This window comes from Thermus composti (assembly GCF_014647535.1).
Classification (GTDB): Bacteria; Deinococcota; Deinococci; order Deinococcales; family Thermaceae; genus Thermus; species Thermus composti.
In genome coordinates this window covers 1-16444 of the sequence record NZ_BMPJ01000023.1, presented here as the reverse complement: position 1 = coordinate 16444, position 16444 = coordinate 1, and the positions used below count along the sequence as shown (strand labels likewise).

Genomic DNA, 16444 nt, shown 5'->3' with positions numbered 1-16444 from the left:
GCGGATGCTGGGAAGGAGGCAAGCCACCCTCACCTACCTGGGCCCGGAGACCGAGGTCCTGGGCGACCTGAAGGCCAAGGGCCAGGTGCGCATTGACGGCGTGGTCCGGGGCTCGGTGTACGTGGAGGGAGAGCTGGAGGTGGGGCCCACGGGCCGGGTGGAAGGGGAGCGCATAGAGGCCCAGGCGGTCCAGGTCCACGGGGAGGTGAAGGCCGACCTGGTGGCGGGCAAGGTCGCCCTCTCCAAGACCGCCCGGGTCACGGGTTCCATCCGCGCCCAGGCCTTGGACGTGGAGGCGGGAGCGGTCTTTATCGGCCAAAGCCTAACCGGGGAGCATAAGGCCCTTGAGGCCCCCAAGGAGGACCAATGGCCTTAGAGCGCCTTTTCCGCAGAAAGCGGCCCAGCGGGGAAAACCGGGACATCCCCGAGCTTTGGACCAAGTGCGAGGCCTGCGGGGCCCAGCTTTACAAGAAGGAGTTTAAGGAAAACCTCTACGTCTGCCCCAAGTGCGGGCACCACCACCGCATGCCCGTCTGGGAGCGGGTGGAGTCCCTGGCCGACCCCGGTACCTTCCAGGAGACCACCCGCCTCGCCCCCTTGGACCCCTTGGGCTTCGTGGACACCAAGCCCTACGCCGAGCGCCTCCAGGCCTACCAGAAGGAGACGGGCCGCAAGGACGCCATCCTGGGGGGAACCTGCCAGATCGGCGGGGTGCCCGCGGTCCTTTTGGTCATGGACTACGCCTTCGCCGGGGGGTCCATGGGGAGCGTGGTGGGGGAGGAGATCGCCCGGGGGGTGGAAAAGGCGGCGGAGGAGGGGAGGGCCCTCGTCATCGTGGCCGCCTCAGGGGGGGCGAGGATGCAGGAGGCGGCCCTCTCCCTCATGCAGATGGCCAAGACGGTGATGAGCCTGGACCTCCTCTGGCAAAAGCGCCTCCCCTATGTCTCCATCCTCACCGACCCCACCACCGGGGGGGTCACCGCCAGCTTCGCCGCCCTGGCGGACGTGATCTTCGCCGAGCCCGGGGCCCTCATCGGCTTCGCCGGGCCCCGGGTCATCCGCCAGACCATCCGCCAGGAGCTTCCCGAGGGGTTCCAGCGCGCGGAGTTCCTCTTGAAGCACGGCATGGTGGACCGGGTCACGGACCGCCGCCGCCTGAAGGGGGAGGTGGTCCGGGCCCTCCGCCACCTGCACCCGGGAGTCCCCTATGCCCCTGGAGTTTGAAAAGCCCATCCTGGAGCTGGAAAAGCGCATCCAAGAGCTCAAGGAGACCGCCCGCACCACGGGGGTGGACCTCGAGGCGGAGATCCGCCTCCTGGAGGAGCGCCTCGCCCGGCTCAAGCGGGAGATCTACGGGAACCTCACCCCCTGGCAGCGGGTCCAGCTGGCCCGCGCCCCCGGGCGGCCCACCACCTTGGACGTCTTGGAGAAGGCCTTCCAGGACTTTTTGGAGCTCCACGGGGACCGGGCCTTCGCCGACGACCCCGCCATCGTGGGGGGGCTCGCCTATCTAGAGGGCCAGAAGGTGGTGGTGGTGGGCCACCAGAAGGGCCGGGACACCAAGGAAAACCTCCAGCGAAACTTCGGTATGCCCCACCCCGAGGGCTACCGCAAGGCCATGCGCCTCATGGACCTGGCGGACCGCTTCGGCTACCCCTTTTTGAGCTTCATTGACACCCCGGGGGCCTACCCGGGGGTTTCTGCCGAGGAGCGGGGCCAGGCCTGGGTCATCGCCCAGAGCATCCAGCGGATGGGCCGCCTCAGGGTGCCCGCCGTCGCCGTGATCCTGGGGGAGGGGGGAAGCGGGGGGGCCTTGGCCATCGGGGTGGCCAACCGGGTCCTCATCCTGGAAAACGCCTGGTACTCGGTGATCAGCCCCGAGTCCTGCGCCGCCATCCTCTGGCGGGACGCCAAGGAGGCCCCCAAGGCGGCCGAGGCCCTGAAGCTCACCGCCCAGGACCTTCTCCGGTTCAAGGTGGTGGACGCCATCATCCCCGAGCCCGAGGGCGGGGCCCACAAGGACCCGGAAAGGGCCATCCAAAACATCAAGGAAGCCCTTCTCAAGACCCTGGAGGAGCTTAAGGGCCTTTCCCCGGAGGCCCTCTACCAGGACCGCTACCGCCGCTTCCGGGCCCTTGGGGTTTACCAGGATTAAGGGGCCTTGGCCTTTTTCCCTCAGGGTTTTCACAGGAAGGCTTTAGCCTGGGGGCGGAGGTGAGGTATGCGGAAGCTCCTTTGGATGCTCTTAGGCCTGGGGACGGCTTTAGCCCAACAGATTAGTCCCCAAGGGATCATCGTCAACCCGGTGCCCACGGACCTCAAGGTGCGGGTCTGGGTGGACAAGGACCCGGGGAAGCGGGGGGATGCCCTCTACCGCATCGGCGAGCCCATTTACATCTACGTGAACGTCAACCAGGACGCCTACGTTTACCTTTTCAACATCAACGCCGACGGGAAGATTGACCCCATCCTGCCTAACCCTTACGAGCGGGATAACTTCCTAAGGGCGGGGGAGACCCGCCGCTTCCCCCCGGAAGGGGCCCGGTACCGCTACACCATCACCGGCCCCGAGGGGGAGGACCGGGTCCTGGCGGTGGCGAGCCGGAGGCCCCTCTCCTTGGGGGAGATCCTGGACGTGGAGCGGGGGGAGGTGCGGGTGAGGGGGGCCGAGGGGCTTGCCCGGGCCCTTTCTATCGTGGTTGAGCCCCTCCCCGATAGGGACTGGGTGACGGACGTGGCCCGCTACTACGTGGGCCGCCTCCCCGCCCCCCCTCCGGCCACCGCCACCTTGAACGTGAACTCGAGGCCCCAAGGGGCGGAGGTCTACCTGGACGGCCGCCTCCAGGGGCGCACCCCCTTGACCCTGGGGGTGAACCCGGGGCGGCACGAGGTGGAGCTCAGGCTTGCCGGCTACCAGCCCTACCGGGTCACGGTGAACCCGAGGCCCGGGGAACGGGTGCAGGTCTACGCCCAGCTGGTGCCCGAGCCCCGCCAGGGGACCCTGAGCGTGGCTTCCACGCCCCCGGGGGCGGAGGTCTACGTGGACGGGGCCCTGCGGGGCAGGACACCCCTTTCCCTGCGCCTGCCCGAGGGGCGGTACCGGCTTGAACTCCGCCTCGAGGGCTATGAGCCCTACCGGGCGGAGGTCCGGGTCCCCTCCGGGGAGACGGTCCGGGTGAGCGCCCGCCTGGTCCCCCTGCCCCGCCGGGGCACCCTCCAGCTGGACTCGAGGCCCCAGGGGGCGGAGGTCTACCTGGACGGCCGCTTCCTGGGCCGCACGCCCCTTAGGGAGGAGGTGGAGGCGGGCCGCCACGAGCTGCGGCTTTTGGCCCCGGGCTACGCCGAGTACCGGGCCCAGGTGGAGGTGCGCCCCAGGGAGAGCCTCCGCCTCTTTGTGGAGCTCGTCCCGGTGCGGGCGGTCTTGGAGCTCTACCTCAACGTGGAGGCCCGGGTCTTCCTGGACGGGGAGGAGGTGGGCGTGGCCCGCGGGGGGTACCTGCGCCTCGAGGCCCCCTTGGGGGAGCACGAGCTCACCCTGGTGGCCAAGGGCTACCGCACCCTGGTCCAGACCGTGCGGCTGAGCGGAAACCAGGTCCTCCGGCTCACCCTAAGCCCCCTTTAGGGCACAAGGCCCCGGCCCTACGGGCCGGGGCTTTCCTTGCGCCAGGCCAGGTAGGAGAAGACCACCAGGTAAAGGCTTCCCAGGACGAGGCCCAAAAGCCAAAGCCAGACCCCCCACGCCCCCAAAAAGGCGGCGGCCCAGGCCAAAAGCCCCAAGAGGGCGAAGACGAGGCCCGCCCGCCGGTGCGTTTTGCGCCAGACCTCGGGGCTTTCCAGGGTCCAGGGGGTGCGGACCCCCGCCAGGTAGTTGGGGGAAAGCCGGGGCAGGAGGAGGCCGAGGGCCAGGAAGCAAAGCCCCACCCCTAGCAGAAAGGCCTGCCCCAGGGGGAAGGGCCTACCCTGGACCTCCCGCCAGGTGGCGTAGAGGAAGATCCCTTGGAGGAAGGCCAGGGTCCAGACCACCCCAGCCTCAAGCCAAGGCCAGGCCCTGGGGGCTTCCCCCCTGAGCTTGGGGTCCAAGCGGGGGGCGAGGGCCAGGAGGGGGTAGAGGAAGGTGAGGACGAGGGGGAGGAGGAAGACCTCGAGGCGGCTCCCGTACCGGTCCACCTCCCCGAGGGCGTTCCAGTGGGCGGGGATCTTCTCGGGCAGCCTCGGGTAGACCCAGAGGGTCAGGGCCCAGGTGAGGCCTAGGCCTAAAGGGGCGAGCCAACGGGCCATGGTCTGAGGGTAGCATGGAGGGGTGGAGGCGATTGTCCTGGCGGGCGGTGCAGAGCCCTGGGCCGAGAAGTACGGGGTGCGGAGCAAGGCCCTGGTGCCTTACCGGGGAAGGCCTTTGGCGGCGTGGGTGATGGAGGCCCTGGCGGGGGCGGGGCTTTCCGTGGTCTACGTGGGGGAGGCCCAGGGGCTTTCCCCCTCGCCCCGCCTGGTCCTCCCGGACCGGGGAAGCCTTCTGGACAACCTCGAGGCCGCCTTGGCCCACGTGGAGGGCCGCGTCCTGGTGGCCACCGCCGACATCCCTCACCTCACCCCGGAGGCGGTGCGCTTCGTCCTGGAAAAGGCCCCCAAGGCCGCCTTGGTCTACCCCATCGTGCCCAAGGAGGCGGTGGAGGCCCGCTTCCCCAAGACCCGGCGCACCTACGCCCGGCTAAAGGAGGGCACCTTCACCGGGGGGAACCTCCTCCTTTTGGACAAGGCCCTCTTCTTCCAGGCACTGCCTCTAGCCCGGCGGGTGGTGGCCCTGCGCAAGCGCCCCCTGGCCCTGGCCCGGCTCGTGGGGTGGGACGTCCTCTTCAAGCTCCTCTTGGGAAGGCTCTCCTTGGGAGAGGTGGAGGCCCGGGCGGGCCGGATCCTGGGCGTGGAGGCCAAAGCCCTCATCACCCCCTACCCCGAGGTGGGGGTGGACGTGGACCGGGAAGAGGAGCTGGTAAGCTAGACCCATGCGCACGGTGAAGGAGCTGCGCCTGGCCGGGCTCTTCGCCTACCTGGCCGCCTTGGTCCTGGGGCTTCTCTTCTCCCTCCTCGTCCACGTTCTCCTAGGGGGGGAGGGGCGGCTTGGTTGGAAAGGGCTTAACCTTTACGGGCTTTTGGAGGGGCTCGTCTTTCTTTTGGTCTTTTCCTTCGCCCTGGCCGTGGCCAGCCGGGCGGTGCGGGTGCCCTGCCTGACCCTCCTCACCGCGGGGCTGATCGCCCCCACCCCGGCCCGGCGCCTGGCCCGGCCCCTCTCCCGGGTGGCCTCTTTGGAGGCCTACGAGGGCCGGGGGGTGGTCCTTTTGGAGCAGGAGGGGAGGCCCGTAGGGGTGCTGGGGCTCGCCGACCATATCCTGCCCCTGGAGGAGGTGCCCAGCGTGGAGGCGGAGGTGGCGGCGAGCGAGCTCTACCCCCTTTTCCTCCGCCAGCCCCTGGTCCTCGTGGTCCGGGGGGAGGAGGTGGTGGGGGCCATTCCTCGGGAGGCCTTTTTCCGCCACCTGGGGATCTAGGGGCTTGACAGGAGGGGATTTGCCCTAAAATAGGGGGGAGCGGAGGCTCGGGAGGTGAAGGAATGCCGCACGTGATCTGCGAACCCTGCATCGGTGTCAAGGACCAGTCCTGCGTGGAGGTTTGCCCCGTGGAGTGCATCTACGACGGGGGGGACCAGTTCTACATCCACCCCGAGGAGTGCATTGATTGCGGGGCCTGTGTTCCCGCCTGCCCGGTGAACGCCATCTACCCCGAGGAGGACGTGCCCGAGCAGTGGCGGCACTACATTGAAAAGAACCGGAAGCTAGCGGGCCTGGAGTGAGCCTAGGCCCAAGGAGGCCACCCCGTCCCCGGACTGGGGCGGGGCGCTTAAAGCTCCCGCACGTACCAGCTCAGGGCGGGGCCACCGTCTTTGACGTGGCGGAAGCCCTGGCCCTGGAAGAAGGCCTTGGCCCGGGGGTTGTTGCCGTAGACCACGGCGTAGAGCCGCTCGGCCCCCGCCAGGTGGCCCATCAGGTGGGCCAGGGCCCGCCGCCCCAGGCCCTGACCCTGGCGGTCCTCCCGGATGAGGAGGAGGCTTAGGGTGGCGTCTTGGGCCTCGGGGTAGTGGAGCTTGTAGTCCACATAGCCCACCACCTCGTCCTCCTCGAGGATCAAAAAAGCCCGTCGGCGGGGATCATTCTGGAGGGTGACCAGGTCCCGGACCACGTCCTCGAGGCCGGGCGGTTCCATACCGATGAGGGTGAAATAACCCGGGCAGGCCAGGTAAAGCTCGTGGAGCAAAGGAGCGTCTTGGAGCAGCACCGGGCGGAAGACCAGGTTCAGGGTGCGCATCCCCCCTATGCTACCCGGTCCTTTCTGAGAAAGGGGTGATGAAAAGCCGCCCCAGGGTTTCCCTGGGGCGGCAAAGGGGCCCTTTTACCTGCGGGCCGGCTCCACCACGGTGACGTTCACCGCCTGGGGGCCCTTGCCGTTCTTGCCGGGCTCCACGTCAAAGGTGACGATGTCCCCCTCGTTCAGGGTGCGGAACCCCCTGGCGTTGATGGCGGTGTAGTGGACGAAGACGTCCGTGTCCCCCTCCCGCTCAATGAAGCCGTAGCCCTTCTCCGCGTTGAACCACTTGACCCGACCCTTCTGCATACTGCTCCTTCTCTTCCGGGCCCTTGGGCCCGTATCCGGGGCTTGAGGGGCTGCTTTAGACCCGAGGGGCCACCCTAAAGCGACCCGGAATGCCTCACTTTACCACAAAGGGGCTACTTGCGGAAGAGGCCCTTTAGCTTATCCCAAAACCCCTCGGGAGCCACCGCCTCCCCCACCTCCTCGGCGTAGGCCCTCAGGAGCTTTTGCGCCTTGGGGGAAAGCTTCTTGGGGACGGATAGCTCCACCACCACCCTAAGCGCCCCCCTGCCCCGGCCCCCCGGGTAGGGAAGCCCCTCCCCGGGGAGCTCAAAGACCTCCCCGGGCTGGGTCCCCGGGGGGAGGTCCAAGGGGATGGGCCCGGAAAGCCCCGGGACCTCCACCCTGGCCCCCAGGGCGGCCTGGGCCAGGCCGATGGAAAGGCGGTAGACCAGATCCGCCCCCTGCCGCTCCAGGTGGGGGTGGGGCCGGACGCGGATCCGCACGTAAAGGTCCCCTGGCCCCCCGGGGGCCAGGTTGCCGTAGCCGGGGACCCGGAGCACCTGGCCCTCGTCCACCCCTGGAGGGATGCGCACGCTCAGGCGGGTTTCCCGGGCCACCCGCCCCCGGCCCCGGCAGGTGGGGCAGGCCTCGGCGAGGAGGCTTCCTTGGCCCTTGCAGTGGGGGCAGGCGGAGCGGGTGAGGAAGGTGCCGAAAAACCCCTGCCGGTAGCTTTCCACCACCCCTTGGCCGTGGCAGGTGGGGCAGACCACCCGCTTGCCCCCCTCTCCCCCGCAGGCCTCGCAGGGGACGAGGCGGGCGTAGACCACCTCCTTTTCCGCCCCGTGGAGGAGGTCTTGGAGCTCCACCTCCACCTCGGCCTCCAGGTCCTCCCCCCTGGGGGCGGCCCGGGGGGAGCGGAAGCCGAAAACCTGGGCGAAAAGGTCAAAGAGGTCCTCGGCCTGGAACTCAGGGGCGGCCAGGATCCCCTGGTCGTACTGGGCCCGCTTCTTGGGGTCGGAGAGGACGGCGTAGGCCTCGTTGATCTCCTTGAAGCGTTCCTCTGCCTCCTTGTCCCCGGGGTTCTTGTCGGGGTGGTATTTGAGGGCAAGCCTCCGGTAGGCGCGCTTGATCTCCTCCTGGGTGGCGTTCCGGTCCACCCCCAGGATGGCGTAGTAGTCCTTCATCCACTTAGCACTTTACAAGGAGGGGGGGCCTTTGCTAAAGTGCCGGGCAATGAGGCTCCTGCGAGCTACCCGGTAGGGGGCCCCTTCCTTCGGGAAGGGCCCCCCCGGGCTTGCCCGCGGGGGCCTCGGCTTTTAGGGAGGACGCCATGGAGCTTCTGACCCCAGGACCCACCCCCATCCCTCCCCGCGTGCAGGAGGCCCTCTTGCGGCCCATGCGGGGCCACCTGGACCCCGAGGTGCTCCGGGTGAACCAGGCCATTAAGGAAAGGCTTTTCCGGCTCTTTGACCCCGGCGAGGGGGCGCTTCTTGCGGCCCTGGCCGGCTCGGGAAGCTTGGCCATGGAGGCGGGCCTGGCCAACCTGGACCGAGGGCCGGTCCTGGTCCTGGTCAACGGGGCCTTTTCCCAACGCATCGCCGAGATGGCCGCCCTTTTGGGCCTGGAGCCCGAGGTCCTGGCCTTTCCCCCGGGGGAGCCCGTGGACCCCGAGGCCGTGGCCCGGGCCCTCAAGGGGAAGCGGTACCGCCTTGTGGCCATGGTCCACGGGGAGACCTCCACCGGGGTCCTGAACCCGGCGGAGGCGGTGGGGGCCCTGGCCCGGGAGGCCGGGGTCCTTTTTTACCTGGATGCGGTCACCACCCTGGGGATGCTCCCCTTTTCCATGCGGGCCATGGGGGTGGCCTACGCCTTCACGGGAAGCCAGAAGTGCCTTTCCGCCCCGCCCGGCCTTGCCCCCATCGCCCTTTCCGCCGAGGCCCGCAAGGCCTTTACGGGAAAGCGGGGCTGGTACGTGGACTTTGAGCGGGTGGCGGAGCACTGGGAGCGGGGCGGGTACCACCACACCACTCCCGTCCTCCTCCATTACGCCCTCCTCGAGGCCTTAGACCTAGCCTTGGAGGAGGGCATAGAGGCCCGGGAGCGCCGGGCTAAGGAGACCTACGCCTGGCTCTTGGAGGAGCTAAAGGCGCGGGGTTTCCGCCCCTACCCCAAGGCGAGCCCCCTGCCCACGGTCCTGGTGGTGCGGCCGCCCGAGGGGGTGGAGGCGGACCGGCTGGTGAAGGGGCTCTACGCCCAGGGGGTGGCGGTGGCCGGGGGGATCGGCCCCACCCGGGGGCAGGTGCTGAGGCTCGGCCTCATGGGGGAGGCGGCCCGCAGGGAGCGCTACCAGCTCTTCCTTCAGGCCCTGGACCGGGTCTTGGCCCTAACGTAGGAAGAAGTAGCCGTAGACCAGGGCCAGGGCCATGCGGTAGAGGGCGAAGGGGGTGAAGCCCACCCGCTCCACCAAGAGGAGCATCCCCCGAACGGTGAGAAGGGCGGTCAAGAGGGCCGCCAAAAACCCCAGGGCCAAAAGGCCCCACCCCCCTTCCGGCACCTGGGGGGCGCTTTTTAGGAGGTCGTAGCCCACGGCGATGAGCATGGTGGGGAGGGCGAGGAGGAAGCTGAACTCCGCCGCCCCCTTGCGGCTAAGCCCCAAAAGGAGCCCCCCCAGGATGGTGGCCCCGCTCCGGCTGGTGCCGGGGAAGAGGGCGGCAAGCCCCTGGAAGACCCCGATGAGGGCGGCCTGCAAAAGGGAAAGCTCCAGGACGTCCCGGTAGCGGGCCCTTTGGGCGAGCCGGTCGGCCCAAAGGAGGAGAAGCCCCACGAAGAAGAGGAAAAAGACCACCACCCGATCGTTTCCCAGGACCTCCCCCTTGATCCAAGGGTAAAGGAGAAACCCCATGGCCCCCGTGGGCACGAAGGCCACCCCCACGTAAAGCCAAAGCCTCCGGTCCACCAGGAAGCGCCGGGCGTAGAGGAGGAGGATGGCCAAAATGGCCCCAAGCTGGATGGCGATGAGGAAGGTCTTCAAAAAGGGGTCCTCCTCCACGGGGAGGCCCAGGAGGTGGAAGAGGAGGGTGAGGTGGCCGGTGGAGGAGACGGGCAGAAACTCCGTGAGCCCCTCCACCACGCCCAAGAGAAGGGCTTCCCAAAGCTCCATGGGGCCCATGGTACCATGCCCTTGGTGGAGGTCTCCGTCCTCATCCCCGCCGCTGGCCAGGGCGAGCGCCTGGGCCTTGGCCCCAAGGCCTTCCTCGAGGTGGGGGGGCGGACCCTTTTGGAGTGGGTCCTCGAGGCCTTCCAGGAGGCGGCGGAGGTCCTGGTGGCCCTTCCCCCGGGTTTTCCCCCTCCTAAGGGGCTTCGCGCCACCTTCCTCCCCGGGGGGGCCACCCGCCAGGAGTCCGTGGCCCGGCTTCTGGAGGCGGCGAGCCTCCCTTTGGTCCTGGTGCACGACGTGGCCCGCCCCTTCGTGAGCCGGGCCCTGGTGGACCGGGTGCTTAAGGCCGCGCGGGCCACGGGGGCGGCGGTGCCCGTCTTGCCCGTCCCCGACACCCTGGTCCGGCCCGAGGAGGGGGCCTATGGGGAGGTGGTGCCCCGGGAGGCCCTTCGCCTGGTCCAGACCCCCCAGGGCTTCTTCACTGCCCTTTTGCGGGAGGCCCACGCCTACGCCAAAAAGCGGGGGCTTTCCGCCACGGACGACGCCCAGCTGGTGCGGGCCTTGGGTTACCCCGTGGCCCTGGTGGAGGGGGAGCGGACGGCCTTCAAGATCACTTATCCCGAGGACCTCCCCTTGGCGGAGGCGTTGGCCCGGACATGGAACGCTTGGCACCGGGAAAGGTGAACCTGGGGCTTTCCCTTCTGGGGCGGCGCCCCGACGGCTACCACGAGCTCCACACCCTTTTCGCCGCCCTTTCCTTTGGGGATCGCCTTTTCCTGGAACCCTTGCCCCAGGGGATTGAGTTCCGGGGGCGGTACGGCAAGCAGAACCTGGCCTACCGGGCGGCGGCTTTGTACCTGGAGGCGGCAGGCTGGCCCGGGGGGGTGAGGATCGTCCTGGAGAAGGCCTTGCCCGAGGGGGCGGGCCTGGGCGGGGGAAGCTCCGACGCCGCCCAGGTCCTTTTGGCCCTGCGGGCCCTTTACCCGGCGGAGGTGGACCTCTTCTCCCTAGCCCTGGCCTTGGGGGCCGATGTGCCCTTCTTCCTCCTGGGGGGCGCGGCGGAGGCCCGGGGGATCGGGGAGCGCCTAAGGCCCCTGGCCCTTCCCCCCTTGTGGGTGGTGGTCTACGCCCCGGGGGTGCGCCTGCCCACCCCCCGGGTCTACGCCGAGGCCAAGCCCCACGACTACGCCCCCGAGCTTCCCGTGGAGGCCATCCTCGAGGCCCTCCGGCGGGGGGAGGAGCCCCCTTACTGGAATAGCCTCGAGGGGCCCGCCTTCCGCCTTTACCCTGAGCTCAAGGAGGTGAAGGCCCGCCTAAGGGCCTTGGGGCTACGGGGCGTCCTCATGTCCGGCTCGGGGAGCGCCTTTTTCGGCTTCGCCGAGGACGAGGCCCACGCCCAAAGGACCGCCAAAGCCCTGGCCCTTTCCGGCTACGCCCGCTACGGCCGCATCGGAGGTGAGGGTGCGACCCCTTGAGGAGGTGTTGGCTTGCTGCCCCCAGGCCTGGGAGGTCCTGAAGGGGCTTCCCATCCGCTTTGACCCCGGGCGCTTTCGCTTTTGGTTGGAGCAGGACTATCCCTTCGTGGAGGCCCTCTACCGCTACCAGGTGGGCCTTCTCCAGGAGGCCCCTCAAGCCCACCGCTTTCCCTTGGTCCAGATCCTCTTGGCCACGGTGGAGGAGCTGGACTGGCTTTTGGCCCAGGGGGTGGACCCCAAGGCCCCCGTCCACCCCGTGCGCCAGGAGTACATCGCCCTCCTCCAGGAAATGGGGACCCTGCCTTACCCCTACCGCTTGGTTTTCCTCTACTTCCTTAACCGCTTCTTCCTGGAGGCCTGGAGCGCCCACGTCCCAGAAGAAGGCCCTTGGGAGGAGCTTTCCCAGCACTGGATGGCCCCGGAGTTCCAGGCGGTGCTTTACGACCTCGAGGTCCTGGCCCAGGGGCAGCTTCCCCTCCTGGACCGGGCCCGCCTCGCCCGCTACCTGGAGCGTATTCTGGAGATGGAGGTCAAGACCTGGAGCCTCCTTCTTTAGACCTCGCCCCTCCCGGTTCGCACCGGGAGGGGCTGAGCGAGGGTAGGGAAACCCGCCCCCAAGGCTCAGTTCAGCTCCTCGCCCCAGGCCTCCTCAAAGAGGCGCTTGGCCTCCTGGACGGTGATCTCCAGGGACTGGGCCACCTCCTCCGCCAGGAGGTAGATGGCCCGCCTTAGGGCCTGGCGGTCCAGGTCGGGAAGCCCCCGCTCCAGCTCCCAGGCCCGAAGCTGCCCCGCCATCTGGGCGATGCGGTAGGGGTTTCCGTCCGCCAGGATCTCGCTGGTCTTGCGGTGCCGGGCGGCCCACTGTTTGGGGAGGGGCATCCGCCCGTTCTTCAACAGGTCCAAGATGGCCGGGATCTCCTCGGGGGATAGGGCCTTGCGCAAGCCTACGCTTTGCGGCGCTTCCACCGGGACATAGGCCTTGGAGCGGGAGCCGGGGAAGTCCACCTGGTAGTAGGCCCGGCTCACCCCGCTCACGTTGCGCTGGGCGATGCCCGCCACCACGCCGACCCCGTAAGGGGGCAGGACCACCTTGTCTCCCGGACGGAACTCTTTCACGGTGCGACTCCTTTCCGGAGCACCCCAAGCAGGTGCTCCAAGTAGGCTTCCACCTCCAGCTGGGGGGTGCACCCCAGGGCCGCGATCACCGCGGCGGTGGCCCGGGAGGGGAGGTCCTGGCGCACGGCCCCCTCCTCCTTGCCGCTTTGGACCAGCTCCTCGAGGAGGGCCAGGTAGTGCTGGTGGAGGCCCTGGAGCCAGGGCGTGGGGTCCTTCTCCGCCTCCCGGGCCACGGCGGCCCAGAGCCCCCGCCACTCGCTCACCCAGTCCAGGCGGAGGGCGAGGATCCTTTCTAGCCTCTCAAAAAAAGGCGCCTTGCGGCGCACCTCGGCCTCCACCTGGCGGTAAAAGGCCCAGGTGCGCTCCTCCACCAAGGCCTTGAGCAGGTCCCGCTTGTCGCGGAAGTAAAGGTAGATGGTGCCCTTGCCCACCTCGGCCCGCCGGGCCACCTCCTCCATCTTGAGCCCGGAAAGCCCCCTCTCCCGGAGGACCGCCAAGGTGGCCTCGAGGATCGCCCTCTTCTTGTCCCTGACGCTTTCCCCCGGGGGGGAGGGTGTCGCGGCCACGAACCTCACTTTACCATGACCCCCTTTTCCTTTCATGAGGAAAGCGCTACCCTAAGGGGCAAAGGAGGGCAACCATGCGGCAAGGTTACGTGGCGTTGCTCACCGCAGACCCTTTGCGGGGCGCCCTCCGGGGGGTGGAGGCGAGGCTTTTGGAAGAGGCCAAGGGCGAGGCCCTTTTCCTCGTTCCCTTCGCCCTGCGCGACTTGGCGGAGGCGTGGCGCCTGGTCTACCGCGACCTGGGGCTTAAGCGGGGCCGGGTGATCTACCTAAAGCGACGGGAGGAGGCCTTTGACCCCCTTTTGGCGGGGCAGGTGGCGCAAAGCCCCTTGGTGCTCCTGGCCGCCGAGGGACTTCCCGACTTCCTGGACCTGATCCGGGGTAGCCTGGTCCTAAAGGCCCTCCTGGAGGTGGAGCGCCAGGGGGGCGGGGTGGTGGCCCTCGGGGAGGCGGCGGGGCTTCTGGGCGAGGCCGCCTTCTTCTCCTTTGAGGGGGAGGTGCGGGCGGCCTTTGGGCTTGCCCTCCTTAGGGGGCTTGCCCTCCTTCCCCGGGTGGAGGAGAGGGGGCGTTTCCTCGCCCTTTCCCGCCTGGTGGCCGACAACCCGGACCTAGTGGGCCTGGGCCTTTTGGAGAACACCGCCCTCCGGCTTCTTCGGGGCCTCGGGGAGGTCTGGGCCGGGGGCGTGACCCTGGTGGACGCCGGGGGGGCCCAGTTCACGGGGCGGGGGGTCAGGGGCCTTAAGGTGGACGTGCTTTCCGCCGGAGAACGTTTTCCCTTGCCCCTTTAAAATGGCCCCATGCCTTCGGGGCGCACGCACGAGGCCCTGAACCTGGCGGCCCTGGGAGGGGTGGCCTTGGCCTACATGGGGGCCGGGGGTTCCCCCGAGGACCCTAGGGCCCTGGCCTTCGCCTTGGCTTACCTGGCGGGCACCTTCTTCCTCACCCCGGACCTGGATCTGGCGGAAAGGGGGGTGAGGGCCGTGGGACGCTGGGGAGTTTTGGGGGTTTTGTGGCGCCCCTACGGTCGGCTTTTCCGGCACCGGGGCCTTTCCCACACCTGGGTTCTCGGGCCCTTGACCCGGCTTGGGTACCTGGCGGGCCTCCTCTACCTCCTCTACCTGGGCGCGCGGGAGGTCTTGGCCTTTCTAGGCGTGACGTGGCGGCTTGGGCCCTGGGTCTGGTCCAAGGAGGTGGTTTGGGCTGCCCTTTTGGGGTACTACCTTTCCCAGTGGCTCCACCTGGCGGCGGACGGAATCTGGCCCGACCACGACCTCAAACGCCTTAAGCGTCCTCGGTGAGCCAGGCCCTTTTCAGGGAAGAGGATTTCCGTACCATGGGCTTATGGGGAAAAGCCTTTTGGGTGTCCTTCTGGCCCTTTGGTCCTGGGTTTGGGCGGTGCAGCCTGGGGAGAAGCTTCCCCCCTTCGTCCTCCTAGACCCCAAGGGGGCGGAGGTAACCCCCGAGACGATGAGAAAACCAGCGGTCATCGTCTTCTGGGCCAGCTGGTGCCCCGTGTGCCGGGCGGAGTTTCCCGGCCTTCATCGGGTGGCCGAGGAGACGGGGGTCCCTTTTTACGTGATCAGCCGCGAGCCCAAGGACACCAAGGAGGCGGTCCTTAGCTACATGAAGGCTTACCCCCGCTTTATTCCCCTCCTGGCCTCGGAAAAGGACAAGCCCCACGAGGTGGCCAACCGCTTCAAGGTCCTGGGCCAGCCCTGGACCTTCGTGGTGGATGGGGAAGGAAAGGTGGTGGCCCTTTTCGCTGGCCGGGCCGGGCGGGAGGCCTTGCTAGACGCCCTCCTCCTGGCCGGGGCAGAGCTCCCATAGCTCCGCCTGGCGGCCTTCCCCCAAGGGGATGAGGCGGAGGAGGTGGTCCGCTTCCAGGACCTCCGGGTTTCCCCATTCCACTGCCACCAGCCGGGCCCCTTCCCGGGCGGCCCAAAGCTGGGGCAGGAAGGCCTCGAGGTCCTTTAAACGGTAGAGGTCGGCGTGGACCAGGGGACCTTGGGGCGTGGGGTAGGTGTGGAGGAGGGTGTAGGTGGGGCTCGTGACCCGCCCCGTGAAGCCCAAGGCCTCCGCCAAAAAGCGCACGAAGGTGGTCTTGCCCGCCCCCAAGGGGCCCTCCAGGACCAGGACCCCTTCCTCTGGGAGGAGGGGGAGGACCTCTTGGGCCAGGGCGCGGGTGTCCTCGAGGCTAAGGAGGGTCCGGGTAAGAAGAAGCCTTCCCATAATGAGCAAAAGGCCCCCGAGGGGCCTTCTTTGGTGCCGGGAGCGGGACTTGAACCCGCACGCCCTTGCGGGCACCACCCCCTCAAGATGGCGTGTCTACCAGTTCCACCATCCCGGCAGGGCGCGCCTCACGCGCAAGCTTTAGTTTAGCAAAAGCCCCTTCCTTGTCAAGCTTCCCCCGCGGCTTGAGCGTTCTTTCACATTTCCCTGACCTGGAGGGGCTACCCTGGAAGAAGGGGGTGGTAGCGGTTCCATGCGGACCCATTGGCAGGTGGAAACCGAGGCCGAGCGCCTGGAGCGCCGGGCAAAGCTGCACGAGCTCCTTCACCGCCTGAAGGGGGAGCCCAACACCCTCCTTCCTTTCCACCAGGCCCTGGCGCTGAGGCCCAAGGGGGAGCGCCACCTGGGCTTGAGGACCATTGAGGTGGACAAGGTGGTGGGCTCGGTGGACCGCTACGAGGACTTTGACCACCGCTTCCTCCCCAAGACCCCCCACACCCTGGAGCGCTGGAAGCGCCTTCGCGCCCTGCAGCTTTCCGGGATGGAGTTCCCCCCCATAGAGGTCTACCAGGTGGGGGAGGCCTACTTCGTCAAGGACGGGAATCACCGGGTGGCCTTGGCCAAGGCCACGGGGCAGCGCTACATAGACGCCTACGTCATCGCCCTCGAGGTCCCCGTGCCCGTAAAGCCCGGGGACACCCTGAAAGACCTCATCCTCAAGGCCGAGTACGCCCACTTCCTGGAGAAGACCCGCCTTAAGGAGCTTCTCCCCGAGGCCGAGGAGATCCGCTTCACCGCCTTGGGCCGCTACGACCTCCTTCTGGACCACATCGCCACCCGCCGCTACTTCAAGGGCCTGGAGGAGGGCCGGGAGGTCCCTTGGGAGGAGGCGGTGGTGGACTGGTACCAGAACCTCTACCGGCCCACGGTGGAGGCCATCCGGCGCCTAGGGCTTCTTAAGGACTTCCCCGGCCGCACCGAGGCGGACCTCTACCTCTGGATCATGGACCACCGCTACTTCCTGGCTAAGGAGCTGGGCGTGGACCTGGGCCCCGAGGAGGCGGCCCGAAGCTACGAGCTTCGCTTTGGGCCCTGGTGGAAACGGTGGGGTGGGGTCCTGAAAAGATGGCTTTTGTCTTAAACGGTTCTGGGTGTCCTAGGACCAAGAAGCGCGAACCTTACCCTCTACAACTTGTTTTTTAAGCCCCCCTTTCGGATATTCACCCGCATATCCATTGACACGCCAATAAAGAAGGGGGCTTGGGTAA

The 16444-nt window shown here is 68.2% G+C and carries 23 protein-coding genes and 1 tRNA gene; 15 read left to right on the top strand and 9 right to left on the bottom strand.

The genetic code is table 11. From position 1 onward, the window contains the following. The first annotated feature begins 4 nt into the window (after positions 1-4). The 4 genes from IEX93_RS08975 to IEX93_RS08960 all read left to right on the top strand — a co-directional run bounded on the left by IEX93_RS08975 (position 5) and on the right by IEX93_RS08960 (position 3622). Positions 5-376 carry a bactofilin family protein gene (locus tag IEX93_RS08975; protein WP_188847874.1) on the top strand — a complete coding sequence of 124 codons (372 nt, stop codon included), beginning with the start codon at positions 5-7 and terminating at the stop codon, positions 374-376. Further along, entirely contained in the window at positions 367-1224 is an 858-nt protein-coding gene (gene accD / locus IEX93_RS08970) for an acetyl-CoA carboxylase, carboxyltransferase subunit beta (protein WP_188847873.1), read from the top strand. The genes IEX93_RS08975 and accD overlap by 10 nt, the downstream gene beginning before the upstream one ends. After that, positions 1208-2155: an acetyl-CoA carboxylase carboxyltransferase subunit alpha gene (locus IEX93_RS08965; RefSeq protein ID WP_188847872.1), complete on the top strand. Its 948-nt coding sequence runs from the start codon at positions 1208-1210 to the stop codon at positions 2153-2155. Before accD ends, IEX93_RS08965 begins: the two co-directional genes overlap by 17 nt. Before the next feature lie 66 nt (positions 2156-2221). Next, positions 2222-3622 carry a PEGA domain-containing protein gene (locus tag IEX93_RS08960; protein WP_188847871.1) on the top strand — a complete coding sequence of 467 codons (1401 nt, stop codon included), beginning with the start codon at positions 2222-2224 and terminating at the stop codon, positions 3620-3622. Between the two features lie 17 nt (positions 3623-3639). Here IEX93_RS08960 and IEX93_RS08955 read toward each other — a convergent pair whose 3' ends face one another. Beyond that, the gene (locus tag IEX93_RS08955) at positions 3640-4278 is read right to left on the bottom strand and encodes a DUF1648 domain-containing protein (RefSeq protein WP_188847870.1); all 639 of its coding nucleotides are present in this window, start codon (positions 4276-4278) and stop codon (positions 3640-3642) included. 22 nt (positions 4279-4300) lie between these two features. Between IEX93_RS08955 and IEX93_RS08950 the strand changes: the two genes are divergently transcribed. The 3 genes from IEX93_RS08950 (at position 4301) to IEX93_RS08940 (ending at position 5839) form a co-directional block, all read left to right on the top strand. Then, complete coding sequence (locus IEX93_RS08950) at positions 4301-4993, top strand: NTP transferase domain-containing protein (protein ID WP_188847869.1); 693 nt, start codon at positions 4301-4303, stop codon at positions 4991-4993. Between the two features lie 4 nt (positions 4994-4997). After that, positions 4998-5537 carry a CBS domain-containing protein gene (locus IEX93_RS08945; protein ID WP_188847868.1) on the top strand — a complete coding sequence of 180 codons (540 nt, stop codon included), beginning with the start codon at positions 4998-5000 and terminating at the stop codon, positions 5535-5537. Positions 5538-5599: 62 nt separating this feature from the next. After that, positions 5600-5839: a ferredoxin gene (locus IEX93_RS08940; protein ID WP_188847867.1), complete on the top strand. Its 240-nt coding sequence runs from the start codon at positions 5600-5602 to the stop codon at positions 5837-5839. Between the two features lie 47 nt (positions 5840-5886). Here the strand turns inward: IEX93_RS08940 and IEX93_RS08935 are convergent, their stop codons facing one another. From IEX93_RS08935 to IEX93_RS08925, 3 genes are all read right to left on the bottom strand, one after another. Further along, positions 5887-6360, bottom strand: a complete 474-nt coding sequence (locus IEX93_RS08935; RefSeq protein WP_371863171.1) for a GNAT family N-acetyltransferase — start codon at positions 6358-6360, stop codon at positions 5887-5889. A gap of 75 nt (positions 6361-6435) precedes the next feature. After that, a complete protein-coding gene (locus IEX93_RS08930; protein WP_188847865.1) occupies positions 6436-6657 on the bottom strand; it encodes a cold-shock protein in 222 nt (73 codons plus the stop codon). Positions 6658-6770: 113 nt separating this feature from the next. Further along, positions 6771-7820, bottom strand: a complete 1050-nt coding sequence (locus IEX93_RS08925; protein WP_188847864.1) for a J domain-containing protein — start codon at positions 7818-7820, stop codon at positions 6771-6773. Positions 7821-7966: 146 nt separating this feature from the next. Here IEX93_RS08925 and IEX93_RS08920 point away from each other — a divergent pair, with 146 nt between their 5' ends. Further along, complete coding sequence (locus IEX93_RS08920; protein WP_188847863.1) at positions 7967-9028, top strand: aminotransferase class V-fold PLP-dependent enzyme; 1062 nt, start codon at positions 7967-7969, stop codon at positions 9026-9028. Here the strand turns inward: IEX93_RS08920 and IEX93_RS08915 are convergent. Continuing rightward, positions 9020-9796 (bottom strand): undecaprenyl-diphosphate phosphatase, encoded by a 777-nt coding sequence (locus IEX93_RS08915; RefSeq protein WP_503827302.1) that lies wholly within the window; start codon positions 9794-9796, stop codon positions 9020-9022. The genes IEX93_RS08920 and IEX93_RS08915 overlap by 9 nt on opposite strands. A gap of 15 nt (positions 9797-9811) precedes the next feature. Between IEX93_RS08915 and ispD the strand changes: the two genes are divergently transcribed. The 3 genes from ispD to IEX93_RS08900 are packed head-to-tail and all read left to right on the top strand — an operon-like array spanning position 9812 to position 11824. Continuing rightward, complete coding sequence (ispD, locus tag IEX93_RS08910) at positions 9812-10477, top strand: 2-C-methyl-D-erythritol 4-phosphate cytidylyltransferase (RefSeq protein ID WP_188847861.1); 666 nt, start codon at positions 9812-9814, stop codon at positions 10475-10477. Beyond that, a complete protein-coding gene (gene ispE, locus IEX93_RS08905) occupies positions 10450-11268 on the top strand; it encodes a 4-(cytidine 5'-diphospho)-2-C-methyl-D-erythritol kinase (protein ID WP_188847860.1) in 819 nt (272 codons plus the stop codon). The genes ispD and ispE overlap by 28 nt, the downstream gene beginning before the upstream one ends. Before the next feature lie 4 nt (positions 11269-11272). Further along, complete coding sequence (locus tag IEX93_RS08900) at positions 11273-11824, top strand: TenA family protein (protein ID WP_371863170.1); 552 nt, start codon at positions 11273-11275, stop codon at positions 11822-11824. A gap of 65 nt (positions 11825-11889) precedes the next feature. Here IEX93_RS08900 and IEX93_RS08895 read toward each other — a convergent pair whose 3' ends face one another. Then, a complete protein-coding gene (locus IEX93_RS08895) occupies positions 11890-12384 on the bottom strand; it encodes a CarD family transcriptional regulator (RefSeq protein ID WP_188847858.1) in 495 nt (164 codons plus the stop codon). After that, complete coding sequence (locus IEX93_RS08890; protein ID WP_188847857.1) at positions 12381-12986, bottom strand: TetR/AcrR family transcriptional regulator; 606 nt, start codon at positions 12984-12986, stop codon at positions 12381-12383. The genes IEX93_RS08895 and IEX93_RS08890 overlap by 4 nt, the downstream gene beginning before the upstream one ends. A 38-nt stretch (positions 12987-13024) precedes the next feature. Here IEX93_RS08890 and IEX93_RS08885 point away from each other — a divergent pair, with 38 nt between their 5' ends. Genes IEX93_RS08885 through IEX93_RS08875 form a run of 3 tightly spaced genes read left to right on the top strand, consistent with a single transcriptional unit; the run spans position 13025 to position 14774 of the window. After that, complete coding sequence (locus IEX93_RS08885; protein ID WP_188847856.1) at positions 13025-13735, top strand: type 1 glutamine amidotransferase family protein; 711 nt, start codon at positions 13025-13027, stop codon at positions 13733-13735. Positions 13736-13744: 9 nt separating this feature from the next. Then, a complete protein-coding gene (locus IEX93_RS08880) occupies positions 13745-14245 on the top strand; it encodes a metal-binding protein (RefSeq protein ID WP_188847855.1) in 501 nt (166 codons plus the stop codon). A gap of 43 nt (positions 14246-14288) precedes the next feature. Beyond that, entirely contained in the window at positions 14289-14774 is a 486-nt protein-coding gene (locus IEX93_RS08875) for a TlpA family protein disulfide reductase (RefSeq protein ID WP_188847854.1), read from the top strand. Here IEX93_RS08875 and tsaE read toward each other — a convergent pair. Both tsaE and IEX93_RS08865 read right to left on the bottom strand, forming a co-directional pair. Further along, a complete protein-coding gene (gene tsaE, locus IEX93_RS08870; protein ID WP_188847853.1) occupies positions 14736-15176 on the bottom strand; it encodes a tRNA (adenosine(37)-N6)-threonylcarbamoyltransferase complex ATPase subunit type 1 TsaE in 441 nt (146 codons plus the stop codon). The genes IEX93_RS08875 and tsaE overlap by 39 nt on opposite strands. A gap of 31 nt (positions 15177-15207) precedes the next feature. Further along, positions 15208-15294, bottom strand: a tRNA-Leu gene (locus tag IEX93_RS08865). A gap of 135 nt (positions 15295-15429) precedes the next feature. Between IEX93_RS08865 and IEX93_RS08860 the strand changes: the two genes are divergently transcribed. Then, on the top strand, positions 15430-16317 hold the full coding sequence (locus IEX93_RS08860) for a DUF4032 domain-containing protein (protein ID WP_188847852.1): 888 nt from the start codon (positions 15430-15432) through the stop codon (positions 16315-16317). Positions 16318-16444 lie beyond the last annotated feature (127 nt).